Origin of the sequence: Dietzia sp. 2505 (assembly GCF_040546785.1) — a bacterium.
Lineage (GTDB): Bacteria > Actinomycetota > Actinomycetes > Mycobacteriales > Mycobacteriaceae > Dietzia.
Genome location: NZ_JBEPON010000003.1, coordinates 1 through 22,817, shown reverse-complemented (window position 1 = coordinate 22,817; position 22,817 = coordinate 1). Strand labels below are relative to the sequence as shown.

14 protein-coding genes and 1 pseudogene are annotated in these 22,817 nt (G+C 62.5%); 9 read left to right on the top strand and 6 right to left on the bottom strand.

All coding sequences use genetic code 11. The features are described 5' to 3' along the window. Positions 1-135: 135 nt before the first annotated feature. The 9 genes from rpsF (at position 136) to ABIE38_RS06930 (ending at position 13,222) form a co-directional block, all read left to right on the top strand. Positions 136-423, top strand: coding sequence for a 30S ribosomal protein S6 (rpsF, locus tag ABIE38_RS06970; RefSeq protein ID WP_107747067.1), 288 nt, complete (start codon positions 136-138; stop codon positions 421-423). Positions 424-512: 89 nt separating this feature from the next. Continuing rightward, the gene (locus ABIE38_RS06965; RefSeq protein WP_179523917.1) at positions 513-1,085 is read left to right on the top strand and encodes a single-stranded DNA-binding protein; all 573 of its coding nucleotides are present in this window, start codon (positions 513-515) and stop codon (positions 1,083-1,085) included. 116 nt (positions 1,086-1,201) lie between these two features. Beyond that, positions 1,202-1,654: a 50S ribosomal protein L9 gene (rplI, locus tag ABIE38_RS06960; RefSeq protein ID WP_354054837.1), complete on the top strand. Its 453-nt coding sequence runs from the start codon at positions 1,202-1,204 to the stop codon at positions 1,652-1,654. Between the two features lie 468 nt (positions 1,655-2,122). Further along, complete coding sequence (dnaB, locus tag ABIE38_RS06955) at positions 2,123-3,946, top strand: replicative DNA helicase (RefSeq protein WP_502914739.1); 1,824 nt, start codon at positions 2,123-2,125, stop codon at positions 3,944-3,946. A 451-nt stretch (positions 3,947-4,397) separates the two neighbouring features. After that, positions 4,398-4,937, top strand: coding sequence for an NYN domain-containing protein (locus tag ABIE38_RS06950; protein ID WP_354054835.1), 540 nt, complete (start codon positions 4,398-4,400; stop codon positions 4,935-4,937). Further along, positions 4,934-6,874 (top strand): N-6 DNA methylase, encoded by a 1,941-nt coding sequence (locus ABIE38_RS06945; protein ID WP_354054833.1) that lies wholly within the window; start codon positions 4,934-4,936, stop codon positions 6,872-6,874. Before ABIE38_RS06950 ends, ABIE38_RS06945 begins: the two co-directional genes overlap by 4 nt. Before the next feature lie 275 nt (positions 6,875-7,149). Next, a complete protein-coding gene (locus ABIE38_RS06940) occupies positions 7,150-8,895 on the top strand; it encodes a type I restriction-modification system subunit M (RefSeq protein ID WP_354054831.1) in 1,746 nt (581 codons plus the stop codon). Further along, positions 8,892-10,100, top strand: coding sequence for a restriction endonuclease subunit S domain-containing protein (locus ABIE38_RS06935; protein WP_354054829.1), 1,209 nt, complete (start codon positions 8,892-8,894; stop codon positions 10,098-10,100). Before ABIE38_RS06940 ends, ABIE38_RS06935 begins: the two co-directional genes overlap by 4 nt. Continuing rightward, positions 10,100-13,222, top strand: a complete 3,123-nt coding sequence (locus ABIE38_RS06930; protein ID WP_354054827.1) for a type I restriction endonuclease subunit R — start codon at positions 10,100-10,102, stop codon at positions 13,220-13,222. Before ABIE38_RS06935 ends, ABIE38_RS06930 begins: the two co-directional genes overlap by 1 nt. Before the next feature lie 614 nt (positions 13,223-13,836). Here the strand turns inward: ABIE38_RS06930 and ABIE38_RS06925 are convergent. The 6 genes and pseudogenes from ABIE38_RS06925 to ABIE38_RS06900 all read right to left on the bottom strand — a co-directional run bounded on the left by ABIE38_RS06925 (position 13,837) and on the right by ABIE38_RS06900 (position 22,192). Further along, on the bottom strand, positions 13,837-15,522 hold the full coding sequence (locus tag ABIE38_RS06925) for a LysR family transcriptional regulator (protein ID WP_354055582.1): 1,686 nt from the start codon (positions 15,520-15,522) through the stop codon (positions 13,837-13,839). A gap of 150 nt (positions 15,523-15,672) precedes the next feature. Further along, positions 15,673-16,068: pseudogene (locus tag ABIE38_RS06920) on the bottom strand (TniQ family protein); the annotation flags it as partial. Further along, complete coding sequence (locus ABIE38_RS06915; RefSeq protein ID WP_354054825.1) at positions 16,065-17,060, bottom strand: ATP-binding protein; 996 nt, start codon at positions 17,058-17,060, stop codon at positions 16,065-16,067. The pseudogene ABIE38_RS06920 and the gene ABIE38_RS06915, both read right to left, overlap by 4 nt. Then, positions 17,057-19,078 carry a TnsB C-terminal domain-containing protein gene (locus tag ABIE38_RS06910; protein WP_354054823.1) on the bottom strand — a complete coding sequence of 674 codons (2,022 nt, stop codon included), beginning with the start codon at positions 19,076-19,078 and terminating at the stop codon, positions 17,057-17,059. The genes ABIE38_RS06915 and ABIE38_RS06910 overlap by 4 nt, the downstream gene beginning before the upstream one ends. Next, complete coding sequence (locus tag ABIE38_RS06905; RefSeq protein WP_354054821.1) at positions 19,075-19,911, bottom strand: hypothetical protein; 837 nt, start codon at positions 19,909-19,911, stop codon at positions 19,075-19,077. Before ABIE38_RS06905 ends, ABIE38_RS06910 begins: the two co-directional genes overlap by 4 nt. A 1,126-nt stretch (positions 19,912-21,037) precedes the next feature. Further along, the gene (locus tag ABIE38_RS06900; protein WP_354054819.1) at positions 21,038-22,192 is read right to left on the bottom strand and encodes a hypothetical protein; all 1,155 of its coding nucleotides are present in this window, start codon (positions 22,190-22,192) and stop codon (positions 21,038-21,040) included. Positions 22,193-22,817 lie beyond the last annotated feature (625 nt).

Genomic DNA, 22,817 nt, shown 5'->3' with positions numbered 1-22,817 from the left:
CGGCCCGATCCGGTTTGAGGGATTTCGTCCACCGAGCTCAAGCGGGGTAGCCTTACCGGGTTGCTGACGCAACGACCCTCCTGCCACGGAAATTCCGTGGCCGAATCTGTAGTCCACAGGAGGTGATGAGGTCCCATGCGTCAATACGAAGTGATGGTCATCCTCGATCCGAGTCTCGACGAGCGCACCGTGGCGCCGTCGCTGGACACGTTCCTCAACGTGATCCGGCAAGAGGGCGGTTCGGTCGACAAGGTCGATGTCTGGGGAAAGCGCCGCTTTGCCTACGAGATCAACAAGCAGACCGAGGGCATCTACGCCGTCGTGCAGATCAAGTCCGAGCCGGACGCGGTCAAGGAGCTGGATCGTCAGCTCGGTCTGAACGAGAACGTGCTCCGCACCAAGGTGCTCCGCGCCGACAAGTGACCCGGGCCCGCCGGCTCGCCCGCTAATCTGGGCGTGGTCGGTCGAGCTCCGATCACAACCACCTGAGCGTCAACACGGAGGACAAGCGCATGGCACAGGGCGACACCCCCATCACCGTGGTCGGGAACATCGTCGCGGACCCCGAGCTGCGGTTCACGCCGTCGGGTGCCGCGGTGGCGAATTTCCGGATCGCCTCGACGCCGCGCCGCTTCAACTCCCAGACCAACCAGTGGGAGGACGGCGAAGGCCTGTTCCTCACCTGCAACGTGTGGCGCCAGGCCGCCGAGAACGTGGCGGAGTCCCTGCAGAAGGGGATGCGCGTCGTCGTCACCGGTCGCCTGCGCCAACGGTCGTACGAAACCCGTGAGGGCGAGAAGCGCACGGTGTACGAGGTGGAGGTCGACGAGGTCGGCCCGTCGCTCAAGTACGCCACGGCCAAGGTGACCCGCACCAACCGCGAGGGCGGCGGGGGCGGTTTCCAGGGTGGTGGCCAGCAGGGCGGCGGTCAACAGGGCGGCGGATTCCAGTCCGGCGGCCAGCCGCAGGGCGGTTTCGGTGGCGGCCAGGGCGGCGGCCAGCAGAACGACGATCCGTGGGGCAGCGCTCCCCGGGCCGGCGGTTCCGGTGGTTTCGGCGGCATGGACGACGAGCCCCCGTTCTGATCCCAGGGTCTTTTCCCTCGGGGCGCGCGAAGCGCCCCACCCCATAAGCATGAGACATGACCTCGCGAGAGTCCGGCCCCGGTCGGCTCGTCGGAGGAAAGAAAGGTAGACGGATCATGAAGCTGATCCTCACCGCCGACGTCGACAAGCTCGGTGCGCCGGGCGACATCGTCGAGGTCAAGGGCGGATACGGTCGTAACTTCCTGCTCCCGCGCGGGCTGGCCATCGTGGCCACCCCGGGCGCCGAGCGCCAGATCGAGTCGATCAAGCGGGTCCAGGAGGCCCGTGAGGTGCGCGACTCGGACCACGCCAACGAGCTCAAGCAGAAGCTCGAGTCGCTCGCCGACGTCAAGGTCGCGGTCAAGACCTCCGACACCGGCAAGCTGTTCGGCTCGGTCACCGCGGGCGACGTCGCCTCCGCGATCAAGTCCGCCGGGGGGCCGGCGCTCGACAAGCGCGCCGTCCACATGCCCAAGGACCACATCAAGTCGACCGGCGCCCAGAGCGTCGTCGTCGAACTGGGGCATGACACGACCGCCAAGGTCGAGTTCGAGGTCGTTCCCGCCTGATCTCCCACGTAGGGCCCCGGTCGTCGTCCGCGACGGCCGGGGCCCTCGTCGTGGGCACGACGGGGTTGTGGATCGCCTGTGGATAAACGCCACTGCGAAATACAACGATGTCGGTTCCGATATCGAAACTGTTCATCTTTCGTTATCTATTGCGTCGTCGAACCGAGCGTGCTACGAGAGGTTCTCCACCGACGGGATGATGGACAAAGAGGCTGATGACCAGCGCTTTTGTTCAGAAACGACCAAGTAGTCCACTGGTTGTCCACAGCGGGTCCGGCATCGGCCCTGCGAATCGGGGATTCATCCACAGTTGTCCACAGGTGGCCACCAACGATTGTGGATAACCCTGTGGATAACTTGAAAGGTAGTTGCCGGGCGTGTCGCTCCGGTGGCCTACAGTGAACTGGTTACGCGGCGCAGGCGAGGCGACTCGGGAGTGCCGAACGCGTGAGGCGGAGAGGAGAGGTCATGGCGCAGGGGGGATTCGACGGATCCGACGAGATGCCGCCTCCGCCTGACGAAGGCGGACGCTCCGAGTTCGGCCGTACACCTCCGCAGGACCTCACCGCGGAACAGTCGGTGCTCGGCGGCATGCTCCTCAGCAAGGACGCGATCGCGGACGTGGTGGAGGAGATCCAGCCGGGTGACTTCTACAAGCCGTCGCACCAGGCCGTCTATGACGTGATCCTTGACCTGTACGCCCGTGGCGAGCCCGCGGACGCCGTCACCGTCGCCGCCGAGCTGGACCGCCGTGGTGACCTCCGGCGCGCCGGCGGGGCCACGTACCTCCACACCCTCATCTCGACGGTGCCCACGGCGGCCAACGCGGGGTACTACGCGCAGATCGTCTCGGAGAAGGCGATCCTGCGCCGCCTGGTCGACGCGGGGACGCGGATCGTGCAGTTCGGTTATTCGGGCTCCGAGGGGGCCGACGTGGCCGAGGTAGTGGACCGGGCGCAGGCCGAGATCTTCGAGGTGACCGAGCGCCGGACCACCGAGGACTACGTGATCATCGAGGAGCTCCTGCAGCCCACGATGGACGAGATCGACGCCATCCACACGGCCGGCGGGCTGAGCAATGGCGTCCCCACGGGCTTCGCCGACCTCGACGCCGTGACCAACGGGCTCCACGGCGGCCAGATGATCATCATCGCCGCCCGACCCGGCGTCGGTAAGGCGCTGGCCCTGGACACCGTGCTCCCGACCCCGGGCGGCGTGACCACCATGGGCAAGGTGCGCGTCGGCGACAGGGTGCTCGGCGCCGACGGGCAGCCGACCGAGGTCGTGGCCGTGACCGAGGTATGGGAGGACCGTCCCTGCTACACCCTGCGGTTCAACGACGGCGCGGAGATCGTGGCGGACGCCGAGCACGAGTGGCGGATCGAGATGGGCGGCACCCACCAGACCGTCACCACCAAGTCGCTCGAGACACTGATGCTGGTGAGCGACTTCGGGATCCTGGTGCCCGAGAACGCCGGTTCGGGGCGCCCCGACCGCCTGATCATCGACGTCCGCGGCGCGCAGAGCGTCCCGGTCCGGTGCATCGAGGTCGCCGCCGACGATCACCTGTACCTGGCCGGCCCCACCGGGATCCCCACGCACAACTCCACCATCGGCCTGGACATCATGCGTTCGTGCTCGATCAAGAACGGCCTCTCCTCCGTGCTGTTCTCCCTGGAGATGAGCAAGACCGAGATCGTCATGCGCCTGATGAGCGCCGAGGCACGCGTCAAGCTCTCCGACATGAAGTCCGGAAAGATGAGCGACGAGGACTGGACCCGCATGGCCCGGCGGATGGGTGAGATCTCCGAGGCCCCGCTGTTCATCGACGACTCGCCCAACCTCACCATGATGGAGATCCGGGCCAAGGCCCGCCGGCTCAAGCAGAAGCACGACCTCCGGCTGATCGTGGTGGACTACCTGCAGCTGATGTCCAGCGGTAAGAAGGTCGAGTCCCGTCAGCAGGAGGTCTCCGAGTTCTCCCGCCAGCTCAAGCTGCTGGCCAAGGAGCTCGACGTACCGTTGATCGCCATCTCCCAGCTGAACCGTGGCCCCGAGCAGCGCACCGACAAGCGCCCCCAGGTCTCCGACCTCCGCGAGTCCGGCTCACTCGAGCAGGACGCCGACATCGTCATGCTGCTTCACCGCCCCGACTCCACCGAGCGCGACGACCCCCGCGCCGGCGAGGCCGACCTGATCCTGGGCAAGCACCGCGGTGGTCCGACCTCCACCATCACCGTGGCGCACCAGCTGCACTACTCGCGGTTCGTCGATATGGCGCGGGGGTTGTAGGTGCCGCGCAAGGCGAAACTTGGGATTCTGGGCCGAAATCTTGGGATTCTGGGATTTCGGGCCGGTTTTGATGGGATCAGTTGGGACTGCTGAGAATCGTCTGAAAGTGCAAGATTCCTACCTCTGTTGCGGTATGCGTTTGGTCCCGGCACTTATCCGAGCAGGGCATCGTGTACCCACCGGTGCAGGGGCGCATCCGTGGCGCAGCACCTGGTTTCCGACCAGCGGGGGGTTGGCCTCAAGGCCCCATCGGCTTCCGTATCGCAGCCGGCGAAACAAGCCCTGCGACACAGCGGGAATGCTGTGCCATTAGCCGTGCCGTACGGGTGTTCCCCAACCACACCTATCTAGTTCATCGGCCACCTTGTCGATTCACACGTCGTTTAACCCGGTCCAGTCTGTGTATCGGATACACTTGACATATCGGAGTCAGTTCAATAAGTTCAATGCCATGACCCGGACACGATCCCCGCGCTTCCACGCCACCACCGGAACCCCCGCCTCCGAGAACCACGACACAATGCGCCCTCCGTCACTGAGTGGAAGGCGGCTCATTCTGATCGACATCGAGAACATCTCTGGAGGAGCGATCCGGACACTCGCCGAAGCGAGATGGGCACAGAGGATGCTCAACTCCGCACTCAAACTCGGACACTATGAGCAGGTGATCGTCGGAGCGAGCAGGGCGGGCGCCGTCAACACCGGGCCCGTGTGGCCGGCCGCCCGCCTCGTCGTCGGAAGCGGAGTCGACGGCGCAGACCAAGCCCTCCTGGACGTCCTCCACAACGAGAACATCGTCGACCGATTCGAAGAGGTCGTCCTCGTCTCCGGAGATGGGATTTTCGCAGACACAGTCGCCGCCCTCGGCGGCCACGGCGTGAAGGTCACCGTCGTGGCACACCAGCGATCTCTAGCCAAGAGTCTTCAGATGGCCGCCTCCCGCACCGTGACCTTTACCCCCAGCCAGATCAACATCGAAGGTGCGGCATGAGCAGCCCGTCCATGTCCCTCGTCGCCGCAAGCGACATCGCCGAGCTCGCCGGAGTGTCCCGCGCAGCAGTGAGCAACTGGCGTCAACGCCACGACGACTTCCCCCCGCAGGTCGCCGGCACCAAGACCAAGCCGCTATACGCCGTTCCCGACGTGACGACCTGGCTCGCCAAGCAGGGCTACACCGTGAACCAGGTGCCAGCCGGAGCGAAGGTCTGGGCCGCACTCAACACCCTTCGTGGCCGCTACACGCCCGACCAGGCAGCCACCATCGTCATCGCGCTCATTAGCGAGCGGGCGATGGGAGACAACGCCCCAGCGACACTCGCGCTGTCGCGTCAGATGTCCTCCCCAAACACCGACCAGAACCTGACTGACCAGGTCCGGGCAGAGATCGATTCGGTCGACGAGTCCGAGTTGGCATCGGTCGTGGACTTCGTTCTCGAGCGGACCGCACGCGCCAATGGACGAATGGGCGCCGAGCACGGATTCATCGGATCACGCACCAGTCACATCCTCGCCTCCGTGGCCGCGAATCGTCCCGGTGGCGTGGTGTACGACCCCGCGTGCGGAATCGCAACCGCCTTACTAAAACTTGCCAAGACCGGCGGGTTCGACAGCTACATCGGCCACGAAATGAACGAGTACGCCCTCGCCGTCGCCGAGGTTCGAGCCGCACTGCACGGGGTGCCGCTCCACTTGGAGGAAGCTGACGTCGTTCGCGCTGACCCGGATCCATACCTCCGAGCCGATGTCATCATCGCCGAACCACCGTTCGGTGTGCACATGGACTTCGACACGCGGCTGACTGACCCGAGGTTCATCTTCGGCGTGCCGCCAAAAGGCTCCACCGAAACAGCCTGGATTCAACACGCCATCGCGCACCTCACCGAAAACGGACGTGCATTCGTCATCACGTCCCAAGGTCAGCTCTTCAGCGGTGGGGCTGCAGAGCGGATCCGTGCAGAACTCCTGCGCCAGGGCTGCGTCGAAACCGTCGTCGGTCTGCCGGGCCGTATGCTTCCCCACACTGCAATTCCGCTGGCACTGTGGGTGCTTCGCAGGCCGAACGACGAGCACTCTGACGTGCTGCTCATCGACGCGTCGAAAGACGAGGCCGCGGAAAAGCACGTCGCACGATGGCTGTCGGATGCCTCTGCACTGGCAACCGTTCCGCATGTTCGAGTTTCGGTGAACGACCTGGTCAACGATGAGTCCAAGCTGAACCCGCAGCGCTGGCTCGCCACTGATGAGCCTTCTGCCGACGAGGTGCACGCCGACTTCGCCAGCGCCACCACCGCGATCAGAGAGGCCATCCAGACCTTGGGAGGGGCTTCCGGGCGCATCGCGTTCACGACGAACGCACCCTCGCGCACCCTCACCGTCGGGGAACTCATCCGCGAGGGCGTCCTCCAGCGGGGTAGAAGCCGCGCGTCGCGCAATGCCAGCGACGAACTCAAAGCAGCAATGGTGGGCGCAAGGGCAATCACCTCCAAGACGCTTCCCGACCCGCTCGCTGCAGACCTGATCGAAGACGGCATGGAACTGACCAGACCGTCAGACATCCTGGTCCTCGCACAGACCGGCATCCGCGCCCTGGTCGACGATGACGGTGGGCATCTCCTGTCACCGGTCGTCGAGCAGATCAGAGTGCTCAAGCCCGAGGTCGTGGATCCCCACTACCTGGCAGCGGTGATCAGTGGCACCTGGAACACCCGGTTCCTCGTCGGCACCACGATCCAGCGTGCCAAGCTCACCGACCTCGAGATCCCCCTGGTCCCGATGGACGATCAGCAACGCCTGGTCGCAGCACTCACCGAAGTCGAGCACCTCAGACACACCGCGCAAACAATAGCCGAAGCGGGCGAGGCTCTCTCGGCCAGCCTCTTGGACGCCGTCCGCCTCAACATCACCCTCGACGCCGCCCTCAAGAGGTAAGGCGAATCCTGCTGTGGAGCAGACACAGTTCTTGGTCTGTCCCACAGCAGTTCGACCACTTTAATACACCTCCCACATCCGTTCTCTGATCAGCCAGAACACGCAGAATCTGCGTCCGAACTGCCCGTGTCTGACCCAGCCGGTAAAGATGCACACACGTAGGACAAGATTCTCTGCGATCCAGTGCCACTAACGCAGCGCAGCCGCGGTAGGTGAGTACAAGGCCGAGTGAACGGCCCTAATTTCAACTCTGAGTACGCCTCGCAAGGAGCGACATGAGCACCCTCGGTAGTTTCATCTGGTCCATAGCCGACCAACTTCGTGGCCCCTACCGCCCGAACCAGTACGGAAACGTGATCCTCCCGCTCACGATCCTGCGTCGCCTCGACTGCATCCTCGAGCCTGACCGGGAAACAATGCGCAATCTCGCGGCGAAGTACGACAACCCGAACCGGCTCAAGGTCGAGGTCAAGAAGGCCACTGGGCGGCCGTTCTACAACACGTCGAACTACTCGTTCGCCAACCTCCTCCAAGACGCCGATGGATTGGCGGACAACCTGGCCGACTACATCGACCGGTTCTCACCCGACGTTGACGTGTTCGAGTACTTCGACTTCAAGAAGGAGATCCTCGCCCTTGAGAAGGCAGAGCTGCTGCGCGAGGTCATCTCATCATTCAAGGCTGTTGACCTGCATCCCGACGTCGTTTCTAACGCCGACATGGGGGATGCGTTCGAGTACATCATCCGCAAGTTTAACGAGGCCGCGAACGAGACGTCCGGTGACCACTACACCCCGCGGGATGCGATCCGGCTGCTGGTCGACCTGCTGTTCGCTGAGAAGGGTGCCGATCTGAGCGACGCCGGCATCATCCGAACGATCTACGATCCCACTGCAGGCACCGGTGGCATGCTCTCCCTAGCTGAGGAACACCTCCTCGAACAGAACCCCGACGCAAAGCTAAGCCTGTACGGGCAGGAGTACAACGGGCAGTCGTACGCGATCTGTAAGTCTGACCTGCTCGCCAAGGGCCATGACGCCACCAATATCGCGTTCGGCAACACCCTCACCGACGACGCATTCGCAGGTCGCCACTTCGACTTTTGCATGTCAAACCCACCGTACGGCGTTGACTGGAAGCAGTACGCTAAGGCGATTAAGAATGAGCGCGAGGAAGCAGGCCCGTACGGCCGGTTCGCCGCGGGGCTGCCGTCGACCTCCGATGGCCAGATGCTGTTCCTGCTCCACTTGGCTCACAAAATGCGTGCCCCGGAGGACGGTGGCGGTCGCGTCGGCATCGTCATGAATGGCTCGCCACTGTTTAACGGCGCCGCCGAGTCCGGCCCCTCGAACATCCGTAGGTGGCTCCTGGAGAACGATCTGGTCGACGCTATCGTCGCGCTGCCGACCAACATGTTCTTCAATACCGGCATCGCCACTTACATTTGGATCCTCGACAACACCAAGCACGCCGACCGCAAGGGGCTAGTCCAGCTCATCGACGGCACCTCGTTCTGGACGAAGATGCGTAAGAACCTTGGAGACAAGGGCCGTGAGATCAGCGACACCGACCGCGCCGAGGTGGTCAAGCTTTATGCCGACTTCACCGACGCCGACCCGGACTACTCCAAGGTGCTGCGCGCCGATGAGTTCGGTTACTGGACCATCACCGTCGAGCGTCCTCTCCTCGACGTGGCTGGCAACCCTGTCGTTGACCGCAAAGGCAAGCCCAAGCCGGACCCTAAGAAGCGGGATACCGAGAACGTGCCCTTCACCTACGGCGGCTCGACCGCCGGCGCTGCAGGCAAGGTCGAGGTCATTGCCGCCTACTTCGACACCGAAGTGAAGCCGTATGTTCCAGACGGATGGATCGACTGGGCCAAAGTCAAGACCGGTTACGAGATCCCGTTCAGCCGCCATTTCTACAAGTACGTTCGGCCCCGCCCCCTTGTGGAGATCGACGCAGACTTGGAGAAGCAGGTTGCCAAGATCCTCGAATTGCTGCGAGAGGTCGAAGGATGACCCGTGTGGAGGATGTCACCACTACTCCGTGGTTCCGCGGCGTGCCTCTTGATTGGGAGGCCGTGGCTCTCGGCCGACTGGCATCGCCTGTGAAGCGAACGAACATTTCGGACGCTCCGCTGCTATCTCTCTACCTTGGAGAGGGCGTCGTACCTTATAAGACAGACCGGGTAGTTCATGCGACCAGTGAGGACACCTCTGCCTACCAGTTGGTCCTTCCTGGCGATTTGGTGATGAATAACCAGCAGGCATGGCGGGGATCCGTCGCAGTTTCTGAATTGCGGGGAATTATCAGCCCTGCCTACGTTGTCTGCCAGTTGTCGTGCCGACTGGATCGGCGCTTCGCTGGCTACCTGTTTGCATCGACTGGCGCCCGATTTCCATACGTGAACTCTTCTCGTGGCGTCGGAGATATCCAGCGCGGCTTGTCGTGGCCACTTCTTAAGACACGGAAGTTCCCGGTTCCTCCGATCGAGGTGCAGCGGCAGCTTGCCGACTACCTCGACGGTGAGACTGCCCGCCTTGACACGCTTATCAAGGAGCAGCAACACCTGATCGAGATGCTCCGCGAGCGTCTGGACGCAGAGGTCGATTCGCTTCTAGGGGATCCTGCTGATGCACGAAGTACCACGATTAAGCGGGTTATTCAACCGCTCACGCGTCCTGCCCGCCCTGGTCTTGGCGTCGTAACAGCATTCCGAGATGGCGTCGTTACACTCCGAAGCAACAGGCGGGAAGGGGGTTACACGTTCTCCGATACCGAGAGCGGGTATCAGGAGATCCGTCCTGGCGATCTCGTGTTTCACGCACTCGACGGCTTCGCTGGTGCTGTCGGGGTATCCGACAGCCATGGAAATGCAACGCCGGCCTACCACGTCTGTGAAGCGATCGCGGGCGATGACCTAGCCTACGTCGCGGCGCTGCTCCGCTACCTTGGCCGCAGTGGCTTTCTTGCAACGCAGGCGCCGAATGTGCGTCAGCGCAGTGTCGACTTCCGAAATTGGTCCACGTTCGGTCGTCTGCCACTGAAGTTGCCGCCAGTGAAAGAGCAACACCGGGTCGCAACCCGCATTGCCGAGCAATCAGCCAAAGTTGACAGGTTGATCAGGGAGAGTGAGCGCTTCGTCGAGTTGTCTCGTGAGAGGCGGTCGGCGCTAATCACAGCTTCGGTGACGGGCCAGATCGACGTGCGAGGAATGGTGTAATGGCTGACCACAATGAGGTCGTCTTTGAGTCCGAGATTTGCACGTACCTGGAGTCTCATGGGTGGCTGTACTCGGCGAACGACACCGGCTACGACCGGGAGCGGGCATTGTTCCCCGAAGACCTGTTCGCCTGGCTGCAGGAAACTCAGCAGAGGGCGTACGAGAAGGCGTTGAAAGCCGCGGGGACGCCCGCGAAGTTTCTCGACGTGCTGACCACTGCTCTCGGCAAGCCTCTCGAGCACGGTGGCGGGACGCTGAATATCCTCCGCAATGGAGTTCAGTACATCGGCGGTGGCCGGTTGAAGATGGCGCAGTTCCGCCCCGAAACCAGCCTAAACTCGACCACCAATGAGCAATACGCGGCGATGCGGGTCCGGGTGATGCGGCAAGTGCATTTCTCCACCGCCGACCAGCGCTGCATCGACCTAGTCTTCTTCGTCAACGGGCTCCCGGTCGCCACGGTTGAGCTCAAGACCGACTTCACCCAGTCTCTCGATGAGGCGATCAACCAGTACCGCAAGGACCGCAATCCGCTGACCAATGGGCGCCCGGAGCCGCTGCTGTCGTTCGGACACCGGGCACTGGTGCACTTCGCGGTCTCCAACGATCTGGCCGCGATGACCACTCGGTTGGAGGGCGAGAAGACCCACTTCCTGCCATTCAACACCGGCTACGAGGGCGGCGCGGGAAATCCGCCGGCCGAGGGCGGGCGATCGGCCACCGCGTACCTGTGGGAGCGGGTCTGGGACAAGGAATCCTGGTTGACCATCATCGGCCGGCTGATGATCGTGGAGACCAAGGAGGAGTGGGACGTCACCACCGGGACGTCGGTATCCCGGACGAGCATGCTGTTCCCTCGGTTCCACCAGTGGGAGGCCATGACGAACGTCGTCGCTGCCATTCGCGAAGAAGGGGTCGGCCACCGATACCTGATCGAGCACTCGGCCGGGTCGGGAAAGACGAACACCATCGCCTGGACCGCGCACCGGCTCGCCCGTATGCACATCGACGACAAGAAGGTCTTCGACTCGGTGCTTGTGGTCGTGGACCGCACCGTGCTCGACGGGCAGCTCCAAGACGCGATCCGGCAAATCGACGGATCCGGGAAAATCGTCGCCACGATCAGTGCCGAAGACGTCCGCAAAGCGGGCGCGATGTCGAAATCCGATCTGCTGGCGACCACGCTGAAGGACGGGGCGCTGATCATCGCGGTGACGGTCCAGACCTTCCCCTTCGCCCTCGACGCAATCCGGGCAGACTCGTCGATGAAGGGCCGACGGTTCGCAGTGATCGCCGACGAAGCTCACTCCTCGCAGTCCGGTCAGATCTCCTCCAAGCTCAAAGCCGTTCTGACCGCCGAAGAGGTCAAAGAGATCGAGGAGGGCGGCACCCTCGACGTCGAGTCGATCCTGGCCTCGGAGATGGCCGAGCGGGCCGAATCGGAGAACATCTCCTACCTCGCCTTCACCGCAACGCCGAAGAACAAGACCCTCGATTTGTTCGGTCGCGAGGGCATCGACGGGAAGCCGACCTCATTCCATCTCTACTCGATGCGGCAGGCGATCGAGGAGGGTTACATCCTCGACGTTCTCACCGGGTACCAGACCTACGACACTGCGTTGAAGATCGCCGGCAATGCCACGAACGGCAGCGGCAGTGAGGTGGAGGAGTCCGCGGCGCACAAGGGGTTGATGCGCTGGGTAAAGCTGCATCCAACGAACATCAGCCAGAAGGTACGGATCATCGTGGAGCACTTCCACATCAACGTCGCTCACCTGCTCGAGAGCAAAGCGAAGGCAATGGTCGTGACCGACTCGCGTAAGGCCGCGGTGAAGTACAAGAAGGCGATCGATGCCTACATCACCAAACGAGCGGCGCTGGATGCCTCGTACAACTACCGCACCCTAGTCGCCTTCTCTGGATCGGTGACGATGGACGAACACGAGCAATGGGCATCGGAGTGGGGTCCACAGCCGAGCAAGGACGACGAGTTCACAGAGGCCAACATGAACCCGGGGGCCGGCTCAGACCTTGCCGCAGCGTTCAAGGGCACCACGTACACGATCATGCTGGTCGCCAATAAGTTCCAGACCGGGTTCGACCAACCGCTGTTGTCGGCGATGTATGTCGACAAGAAGCTCTCCGGGGTCACCGCCGTGCAAACGCTCTCCAGACTGAACCGCACCCACCGCACCGCAAGCGGGGAGCGCAAGCGCAAGACGTTCGTCATCGACTTCGTCAACAAGCCCGAGGACATCCGAGCCGCGTTCGAGCCGTACTTCACCGGTGCCACCATCGAAACCGAAACCGACCCGTATGTTGTCGCCCACCTGGCGACCAAGCTCGCCCAGCCTGGGATTTACACCCCAGAGCAGGTGCGCGATGTCGCCGAGTTGTGGGTCTCCCGCAAGGGCAATAACGCGCTTTCGGCCGCGATTAGCCCGGCCAAGCACGAGTTCGCCCGCCGGTATGCCGCCGCGCTCGAGGCCGACGACAAGGTCACGCTCAACTCGCTCGATCTGTTCCGCAAGGATGTGTCCACCTACGTCCGACTGTATGACTTCATGAGCCAGATAGTTGATTACGGCGACCCATACATGGAGATGCTGTCGATCTTCCTGCGGCTTCTGGACAGGGTCATCGCGGACTCTGCCTGGGCCGCGGAGGTAGATCTCTCTGACGTGGTCCTGGTCGGGGTCAAACACACCAAGGGCGATGCCGTCGACATCTCACTCACCGGTGACGGCCAGCTCAAGGGAATCAGCGCTGCCGGCACCGGCACCAGGAAAGAGCCAAAATTCGTTGCCCTGCAAGTCGTCATCGACAAAATGAACGATCTGTTCGGCGCCGAAGCGTTCACTCAGTCCCAGGTCCGCGAGTTCGTCCAAGGACTAGTGCAACGCTTGCTCGCGTACCCTGACCTGATCAAACAGACCACGGTCAACTCCAAGAAGCAGTTCATGGAGTCGCAGGACTTCCAGTCAGCGGTCATCGAAGCCGTGGTCGAAAACCAGGAAGCCCACAACACCATGGCCGACTACTTCTTCAGCGACGGCCCCGCCATTAACGCCGTCATCACAACACTCGCAGACGCCTTCTATGAAGCAGCACTCGACCAATAGGTGCTGTTGATGACGCCTGATAGTAGTGCCGAATGGGCCACGTGCGACGACTGTGGCCAGCACTCACCACTTGGAACAAACGGCAAGCTGGTGCCTCACTTCGACCGGCCCAACAAGCGCCGCCAGTGCGTGGGGTCTGTGCAGCGTGTGCGGAAATCACAGCTGTTGGAGCGGCCCCCCTCTGACAACATCGCCCCAGCGGTTGCCGTCCCTCCGCCTCGCCCCAAACCCGTCAGCGTCGAGTATCCCGACACCCCAAGTGGAAGTTCGATACGAACAATCAGCGGCGGCGCGATTGAGTCCAAGCGTCGATAGCTTCCAAGTGGCTCCCCCATCACAGGTCGCATACCGTCGGGCTACCCGATTCGGGGTCGCCAAAGGCGCCTGCAACAGGCTCTGCATCCGGTGGCGACCGAGAGGCACCGGACTACGAAAAGACGAACTCGCTCAATCTGATCAGGAACGGGAAGACCTCAAGTGCCGATAATGTGCGCTCCGGCAACCTGCCGCAGGACTTTCTTCCACCCCGCGCCAAGCGCCGGTGAGAGCAATTGCCTCCCGAGTCTTGATCATCAACAACGGGCAGCCCCACTGCTAACATCACGATTCACTCGCTAGCGGCGCTTGACCGGGGGCGGGTCGAGAAGCGACAAATCGGGTGGCAAAGCAGCGGGACCAGCGACGCGTTGCAGGTCCGCCAGGTAGGGACGTGCGATCGCAGCGAGTTCGCGACCTGCAGGTGTGAGCTGACGGGGTCGACGAGGCTGGCGGAAGAACAGCTCCTCGCCGAGTGCGGATTCGATTCGTGTGGTTTCTCGGCTTATCTGAGCTATCGAGAGCCCGAGAGCGATTCGGGCTTCTTTTGCTGGCAGATTGTGGGTGAGAACGAATCGATAAATCCGCAGGGCGAGATGGTGTTCGCCTGCCAAAGCTAGGTGGATTAGTTCTTCGGGATCACCGGCTGTTGAGGCGGCGATTTGAACAGACAGGCTGGAGCGTCGTAGATCGGTGCGGCCTGTGTCCTGCAGGAAGTGGGTCGGTTCGCCGCTTTCCGACCATGTGCCAACCGCATCGTTCCAGACCAGGTCGTAGGCGACGGGTTCTCCGATGCGGTGACGCAGTAGCAGCTGTTCGGCGACCTCACCGGCCGCTTGCTGAAGATCTGGGGGCATGCTCTGGACGAACTTGCGGTACTCGTAGGCTGCGGGCCCATGGAGGAGCTGCGCTCCTTGGGTGACGAACGGGTCGTAGCCGGTAAGCACCTGCCACACGTAGCGGTTGATCTTCCAGATGAAAGCCTCGGTCTTGTAGTAGCCTCCGGCCCGAGCGAGCCGGCGTAGTCGCGTGGATCCGAGCTCGCTCTCGTTGCGATCGAGGTGTGCGGGTGCGGGGAAGAGTCTTCGGCGTCGCCGGTAGTCAATTGGTGGCGGACACTCGCGGAGGTGGTCGTGTAGGTTCGCGAGGTATTCGACAGCTTCCACACCGGCCTCGTTGGAAACGAGATGGTTCAGCGCGGTTCGTATCGAGTCTTCGTCGGCTTCGATTCCGAACTGAATGGCGAGGTTTTCGAGATCCGGTTTTCGGCCCATTGCCGCCAATGCGATGGGGGCGAGGTAGGGGTAGCCGCGGGCGACGCGTGCGGGCATCTCGGGTGCGCGTCGCACGGCCTCTGGCCAGAGGCAAGATGGTAGGGACATGGCGTCGATCGAGTGCGAACGTGCCTTGGTGAGCGCGATGGCCGAGTGCGCTGCCTTTCGATGCCCGTGAGAATCAGATATCGAGGAGCCACCTTTGGCTTTGCGTGGGTGCCTGCTTTCGAGCAGCCGCTCTAGGTATCGACTGTGAAGAGAGGCGCCGATTCTGCGCATTTTGTCGACGATGACCTTGCTTCGTTGCTCCGTTAGCCAGTGGCCATCCGGCAGAGCGAAGTTGTTTTCGCGGGTGCGGGGGTCGGCCAGGACCTCCAGTGCCATTGTGGCGGCCAGTGCCATCGGGGCTGGCCTTGGTTGATCGTCAAGCCGAAGGTTGCCACGGTACGGCGGTGCGAAGGCGTCACTGACGTCAACTGAGAACGAGAGTCTCGACAAACCTGAGTCTTCAACAGTTCGAGAGTTGATTTCATTCGCCTTGATCGCGGTGAGCGCGGACCGCGTCAGTAGCGTCATATCGGAGAAGAAGTGTCTGGCCGGGAGTGGTGCCCCATCGGTGTACTGGAGTTCGGCCTGCCCCGTCCCTAGAACCTGGGACAGGGTCCGTTCTGTGCGCAGAAGGGAGGAGGCGGCAGGCAGAATCTCGGGCACGCACGATGAGAGAAATTCTGTGGCGCAGGCCCACGTGCATTTTGTGCCGCGTGCGGTGCCGGTGGAATCGGTGAGAGTGCGTGGGTGTGGGTGGGCGGAATCTCGTGGAGGGGTTCCGCACGCGGGGCAGTGAGCCATTAGGATGCAGTTGTGCGCGAGGCACACGTTTCTCCAGCTCAGGTGCCACGAAAGGGTCCATCTCAACCCCCTTTCTTTGAGGCACTCTGGACAGAACTTCGTTCCCGGATAGTTTGCCCACGTGCCCTCTGCGACACGCCGACCGTGGGTGGGTTGCAGGCCTGCAACTTGGTAGCGATTGAGAGTCGCCCGCATGATTTCCGCGTGATGGACGCCTGTAGTCGTCTCGAGCGCTTGGGCAGTCTCTATCCGAAGCGATCGGGTCAGCGGGGCCGCATTGCCGCCGTTGTTGAGAGTTGATTGGGTCGCGATGTCGCGAGGCGCGCATCCATTCAGACTCGCGAGTGTCTCGATCCAACTGTCGACTGATTCGTCGGGCCACAGCGGGATGGTGAGGGGGAGAGTCACGGCGCTATCCCTCTCGCGACCGCCAAGAGATGATCTGCTGTTGGGGTTTCTCCTTTGCTGATGGCGGTGGTCATTGTTTCTTTGACGAGGTAGAACGTCAGGCCGGTAGAGCCTTTGCTAATTGTAAAGAGGTTCTGACGAAACGTGTGATCACGTAGGACTGACCAGTCCCAGCTGGGAACCTTTTCAATTTCGGTAACGAGATTGTTGACTCGATTGTTCCAGGCCGGTTGTTGCTTTTCTGTGGTCAGCGGAGTGAGCTGAATATTCTTGATGCGTCGTGCGAGCTGTGTCGCCGCCGAGTATTCGCCTGGTTCTCCACTGGTCTTGAACAGTGCAGACTTCTGCAATCCGGCTCCAACGAATACGAAGCTGACGGGGAGCCGGTCCACGGCTCGTTTTAGATTGTCGGTGAGGTCTCTGCCTGCCCCGATTCGGCGGAGCATGTGAGCGTCATCGATGACGATGAGCTTGGTGCCTAAGTTGGGAAGCAAGCGGGCGAGGTGCTCAAGGACTTCATCGGCGCTAGTCGATGATTTGAGTGGCAATGCCGACTGCACGAACCGAGCGATCGCCTTAACTAGTCTTGGAAAGCTCGCCCCTTGATCGGCGATGTAGACCACCGGGCAATGGCGCACCTGCGCCTCGGGCAGCGCGGGGATCGGGGCGTCTTGGATCAAGACGTCGTGAACGCGCAGGAGTGCGGTGGTGACTGCCTCAGTTTTGCCGAGCGCGGCTTCGCCGTCGACGGCCAGGATCTGCCGGCCCCCTTGGTACTGGTGGCCGTTGCGCTTGAGCTGGTGCCACATCGAGTCCTCGATGGTCTTGATGTCCGACGTCTCGATGGGTTTGAGCTGGTTTATCCAGGCGCAGACAGTGTCGCGATCGTGATGATCAAATGCCGACGGCAGAGTGGGGCAGCGTCGAGGGAGGAATGGCCAATCTTCTGGCTCTTGAACGGAAAGTGGCCGGGCGAAGAGGGGAGCGTTCACCACAGGTCCCCTTCCTCGATCGGGTAGTTGACGCAGTCGTCGAGCCGGAGAACTAGGGGATCGACCACGTCGTCCGCCTCGTCTTCGTCGTCGAGGACACTGGGCACGCCGACCGGGTCGGGGACGGTGTCAAGGATCCGCATCCGGTCAACATCGAGATTGTGGGAATGGGTTCGAGCTAGCTTGTCGATGACCTCTACGAAGGCGGTGCGATTACGCACGTCCGCCTCATCGGAGGGCAGTTTTCGTGCGTCCATCGCGGCGATCTCGGAAGCGATCGAGTCGCTGAATGGCGGAAAAGTACTGCCGTTTCGGTCAATGGCATGCAGCACATGCCACCTACCCTCATCGTCGCGGAAGAACACCCGTGAGCGGTCATTGGGGTCGAATCTCACGGTCTTCCGGCGACTCAGCGACATCTGTGGGGAGACCTTCCCGCTCTTGATGCTGCTCAGCGCGGGCCCGTCGTAGCGCAGCCCTCTACAACGGACGCCGTCGGAGGAGACGGTGACTCTGGCGCTATCGAGGACGGTGTAGATGTCGTCGGCAGTCAGGGGGCAGTCCAGCACTGCGCCGCGTCGTATCGCCAGCGCGTATGCCTGGGCCGGCGAGAAGTATGACTTTCCATCGCCACTTCGAGCAGGCAGGCCAGAGTGTGGACGATGCATGTACACGCTCATCAGCCACGCCTTCAAAATCGCATCTAACGCTCGGAACGACAGTGCTCCGTCGATACTTTCGCCGCGGTGCTCAGGTCCCTGACCGACATAGCCTTCTAAGTCCTGCTGGAACAGGTCCAACGTCCGGTTCATCGATTCGACGTACGGCTTGTCAGAGCCAGTGCGCGTGCGGGCGTAAGCGATGTCGCATCCCCAACGCCCGAGTAACTCGACTACCGAGGTGTTCTCGAACTCTTTTCCGTGGTCCATGACCACGGTGCCGATGTTCATTCGGAACGGATGCCCTGAGACGGTCACTGATTCGGGGACGCCCAGCGGCAGCGCCCCGTCTTCGGGACCGTGTTCGGTGACGGTGGGCCCGTAGATGTCCCACAGCAGCATCCGTACATCGCGGCTGGTGGGAGGTTGCGGTGTGATCCGCATGAACACCACGCGGGTCAGGATGCAGATTGCCACGATGACCCAAGGGCGAAGCGGTTTTCCGCCTGACGGCGATTCGACCATCACATTGAGCTGGGTGGAGTCGATCTCGATCTGCTCGCCCGGATACGACGGAGGCGGCCGCCGCCGACCCCTGGTTGAACGCGATTGGAGACTGCGGCGACTGCGTGCCGTGTGGCGGAGTTTGAGCTGCTGGTGGATCTGCTCCACGATGGACTTGATGCGGTGGTGAGTCAGGTCCGAGACGTCGAGCCCCGCCTTGCCCAGATCGGTACGGACACGCACCAGACAGGCTTTAAGGGTCATAGTCGAACGGTTGCGGGCTATCTCGTTCAGCGTTTTGTAGATCTGGTCGAGTACCTCGTCATCCACACCGTCGGTGGGTCGCGCCGGCTCGGACGCGTTCCGGGAGTGCGGAGCGAGCCCTCGCGTGCCGTGTACTTCGTACGTCGACACCATGCGATGCAGGGAACTTCTCGAGTAGCCCCGCGCGCCAGCCAACTGTTCGGCTTTGAGGGCGATCCGCGTCATCAGTGGCGAGCGGGCCGGGTCAAACAGTGCGTCAGAATCAGCGCTGATCATGCCGCTGGGATCGCCGTAGAGGATCTCGCGGACATGGCCGGCCCGCTCACACGCGGTCTTCTGCTGCTTCTGGGTTAATCCCTCCAGCGAATCAGCCAGGTGCGACTTCGAATCGTCAAGCGCCGGACCGTTGTGGACGGCTTCCTCATTAAAGAGTCGTATCGCCTCGTACAGTGGCACTTCGTGACGCTCGCCGGTCTCGTCGATGAGTATCGCGATCGGTGGCGAGGCGTCGGTGTTGATCGAGTGCACCGAGACGCGCAAGGCCCCGTAGGTGAACTCGGAGGACAGTCCGAACCAGTTGCGCTCACTCATCGCCACACCCCGATCGTCGAAGTGCGAATCGGCTGATCGAGGTCTATATCCAGGTGGTTCTGCGCCAGCGCCAGCAGTGCCCGACCCCGTCCGAGTTCTGCGCCGCCGAGCTGGCGGGCCAAGCGTGCCACCGAAATGGTGGCGCCCGGCGTTCCCGGACGCCACCATTCCTCGCGTTCAACCGGCTGCTTCCAGCGCCATGCCGCTAGCGCACGCAGATTGACGCGACACTGGTCAGAGAGAGATCCCAGCAACTCGTAACCGACCCCATGCGCACGGCACGAGTCGGGGAGGAGCTCCTCAAGCACGAGCCCGTTGAAACCGGTCAGCAGATGGCCGGGCTTGACCGACAGCAGGGTCATCCCATCGTCGGTATCGGCCAGGATGTCGATGAAATGATGGAGGTAGCCGAGATCGCTAATTGGCCAGGTCACCGCACATCCCTGACCCAGATAGCCGTGCACATCATCTCGACGATCCAAGACCGACATCCAGGCACCCTCGAGCAGGGACTCTGCAAACACGAGATGAGTGCGGCCATCGAGGCGGGTGGAGTGAGTAGCCAACGTCGATCGTGCGCCGTGGTGCGAACCCAGCCGGCGCACCCCGACTAGTTGACGCACCGAGATCGTCGACAACCAACGCAGTGAATTGACCTGGACCTTCTTCCCGTCGACCGAGGTGATCACACGGCACCCAGCGATCGCGCGCGCCAGAACTTCTGGATCGTCAAGCAGCTCCATCGCAAGGCCCCGATCAACCGTGGGCTGCAACAGGCTCTGCAACTGCGCGGGGCTTCGCCGCACACCGCGCCGCGCGGTGACTACTGACACGGGAGTGGGTCGAATCTGCGCCGACTGATTCGCGGCAAGCCCAGCGCTACGGCTTCGGGGCTTGACGGATAACAGGGGTAGGGGTGATGATGACATGCGAAAGCTCCATATCGCTCGGTAAGCGGTGGGGTAGGACGGCGACTGCAATCGCCGAACAAAATCTCTGAGTGTGGGCCGAGTTAGCGCTCGGCCCACAGTCATGTCCGGGGTGTGTCTGTCGTTCTAGGGACCTCCGTTCTCAAAAAAAAAGGAACCATGCCCCCGCATTGGGAGGCAATGATTCCGATGTCGGTGATTCTTGCCTACTTTTCCCGAACCGGCAAGGCGGAGATGCCGATTTCCTCGCTGCGAATCTTGCGGTAAGCCGAACGGGAGCGCTACCAAAGAGGGCCACTGACGTGCACGCACGCTCCCAGGTGGGGCGGTCTGGTCCGCGCAACGAGAGCTGGGCAAAGATGTGTGATTCGCCCTGGGGCTCGTGGAGCCCGGGGACACACCATTTGTTCCAAGGGGTGTTCCAGTGGCGCGATGCGCAGGACAATGTCGGTATGGACCCTTCGCCGGCGCGAACCATCTCCGGCGCCGCCGCCGACACGCAGTTGGACGCTGCGGTGGGCCCCTTCTACACACCCGCCTCAGTGGCGGAAGTTCTCGGCGAATCGCGGTCCTCGATCTATCGCCGAATAGCCGCGGGCACCGTGCTCGCTGCCCGCTTGCAGAACGAGCGATGGGTCTGTCCGACCTGGCAGGTCGTAGGCGACGACGTGCACCCGGCCCTCGTTGCCCTTTGGCGAAAACTCACCGAATCCGCAGACGAGTGGACAGCGCTGTTGTGGTTGAGCTCCCCCAATGAGGACCTGCGTGGACTCTCGCCCGTTCAATGGTGCACCCGCGGCCACGACGCTGCTGCCGCACTGGAATCCGCTTCGCGGACGGCATCACGCTGGGCGTAACGAGCTGAACACTCACGCTGGAAGCAGCCTAGATTTCCCAGCTGCAGCGAGGGGTGACAATCCCGACGCGCAGTCTTTTCGTAGTTCTCGATCGATGAGTGTCTCGCCGGATGGAACCTTCGTTGGCGGCGTGAGTCGCGCTAGGTCTATCGGTTGCTGGCGAGTTCCAGGTCCTATCCGCCGTGCTCGTCGGCTACGCGCACGGCACGCCCCATCCACGCATCGACGTCGCCTGTGTCCGGGCCGAAGACCGCGCCGTACGCCAGACGCACCTGCTCGGTGTGGATCATGGTGTCGTTGGTGGCGTGGTCGAAGATGGCCATGGTCCCGTGGCTGGTGTTGTCGGGGTGGCGGGTGACTTCGACCTGGTAGCGGCCATCGAGACGGGCCCACCAGACGACCCAGTCGCCGTCGGATTCCTGGTTGCTGTCCCAATCCATGACAGGTCCAACCGGAGCTGCCCGGACGGGTTGTGGGAGACCCACAACAGCCCCGTCGAGGCTGATTAGCCCTGCTTCGACTGCAGCTGCGGCTAGCTGCCACGGCATCGGCACATCAAGCACCGCGGATACTGTTTGCAGATACAGGTTCGAGCCCCACAGTCGATCGCCACTGCGTTGCCCAAGCCACTGGCCGGCCAGGGCGGCATCGACCATCTCCCGCAACGCGGCTGGAGTCCTCTCGGGATAGTCCCGCTGGCAGGACAGTGCCCGCAGGTAGGCCGCGGCGGTCCGGTACACGCAGGTTTCGTCGTTGCCGAAGCGGGTCCTTTGGCCCCGAGAATCGATCACGTACTGCAGGGCGCACTCACACAACAGGAACGGCATGCTGGCATCGCCGAGGTCCTGACCGATCCAGGCGACGCGATGCCAGCCGTCGCCCGGTGGGACGTGCTGAACAAGACGCGCCCCAGCATCGTCGACCAAGTACCGGTTCACGGTCTCTGCCGGTGTTCCGCCGAAGTCAGCTGGCCACCCCGGCTCCCGCGGCACCTCGTTTCTAGACGGGAATGGAAACCGCTCGGCTTTGACCTCGCGCAGCGAGGGGTAGCGGGGTGCGGTGCGAACCCTCACCCACACCAGGGGCGTCAGAGTCGACTCCGACTCGGCATCAGCGATTGCCCTGAAGAACGCCGCGTCCTCGCTAGGCCATTGGCTGCGATCCGCCGTGGGATCATCGATAAACACCGCTGATGCTGAGGTCAAACCCGCTCGGTGCAACGCGGTCACCTGATCCAGCGGTGCGAAATGACGGGGGTCGGGCAGCGGTAGCGAGACGGTGACCTGAGTGGCGGCCCCGAGAGGATCACTGATCGGTTGGAGTTCCATTGTTGGCCTTTCATCATGGTGGGCCCTCGTGCCGCTGCACCGCCGGTTACAGCGGGTCTCTTGCTTCGCGGCGGCAGTCCGCCCTGATGCCAGCTGTGGATGAATCCAATCAGACGACTACGACATCAATGGATCCCTGAGGTCAAGCGTGGACCCGCACCAACGGCGCTGCAAGAACCGGCCGCGAGGGACCAGAGCGGGCATTGGGATGGCGACGTCCGCAACTCTGCTGTTATGCAGCTGGTGTGGCTTCTCTGCGGGTAGCAAAAGACCCTCCGGTGGGGAGGGTCAACTTTCCAGCTCCCGGTGAACGCTGCCATGGAGCTTCCGCTGCGGTGTGTTTCCTAGGAGGTCGAGTCCGGAGATAAACTCCCCAATTCTCAAAGTGACGCTGTGAGACGCTGCAGTGTTGTCGCAAGGTTCCCTGGCGTGACTCGAACATCTGGGCTACCGGGAGTCCGGCGCTTTGTATCAGCGATTCGCGCTCTGACTTCAATCGCGCGCGGGTCGATCTGGGTACAGCAGACTTCGGGACTGCTGCACCCATAGGTGACATCTGATCTGCGTCGATATGTGTCGACGCTGGAAGGATGTGCACCATGCCGAAGGCGTTTCCTAAGGAGTT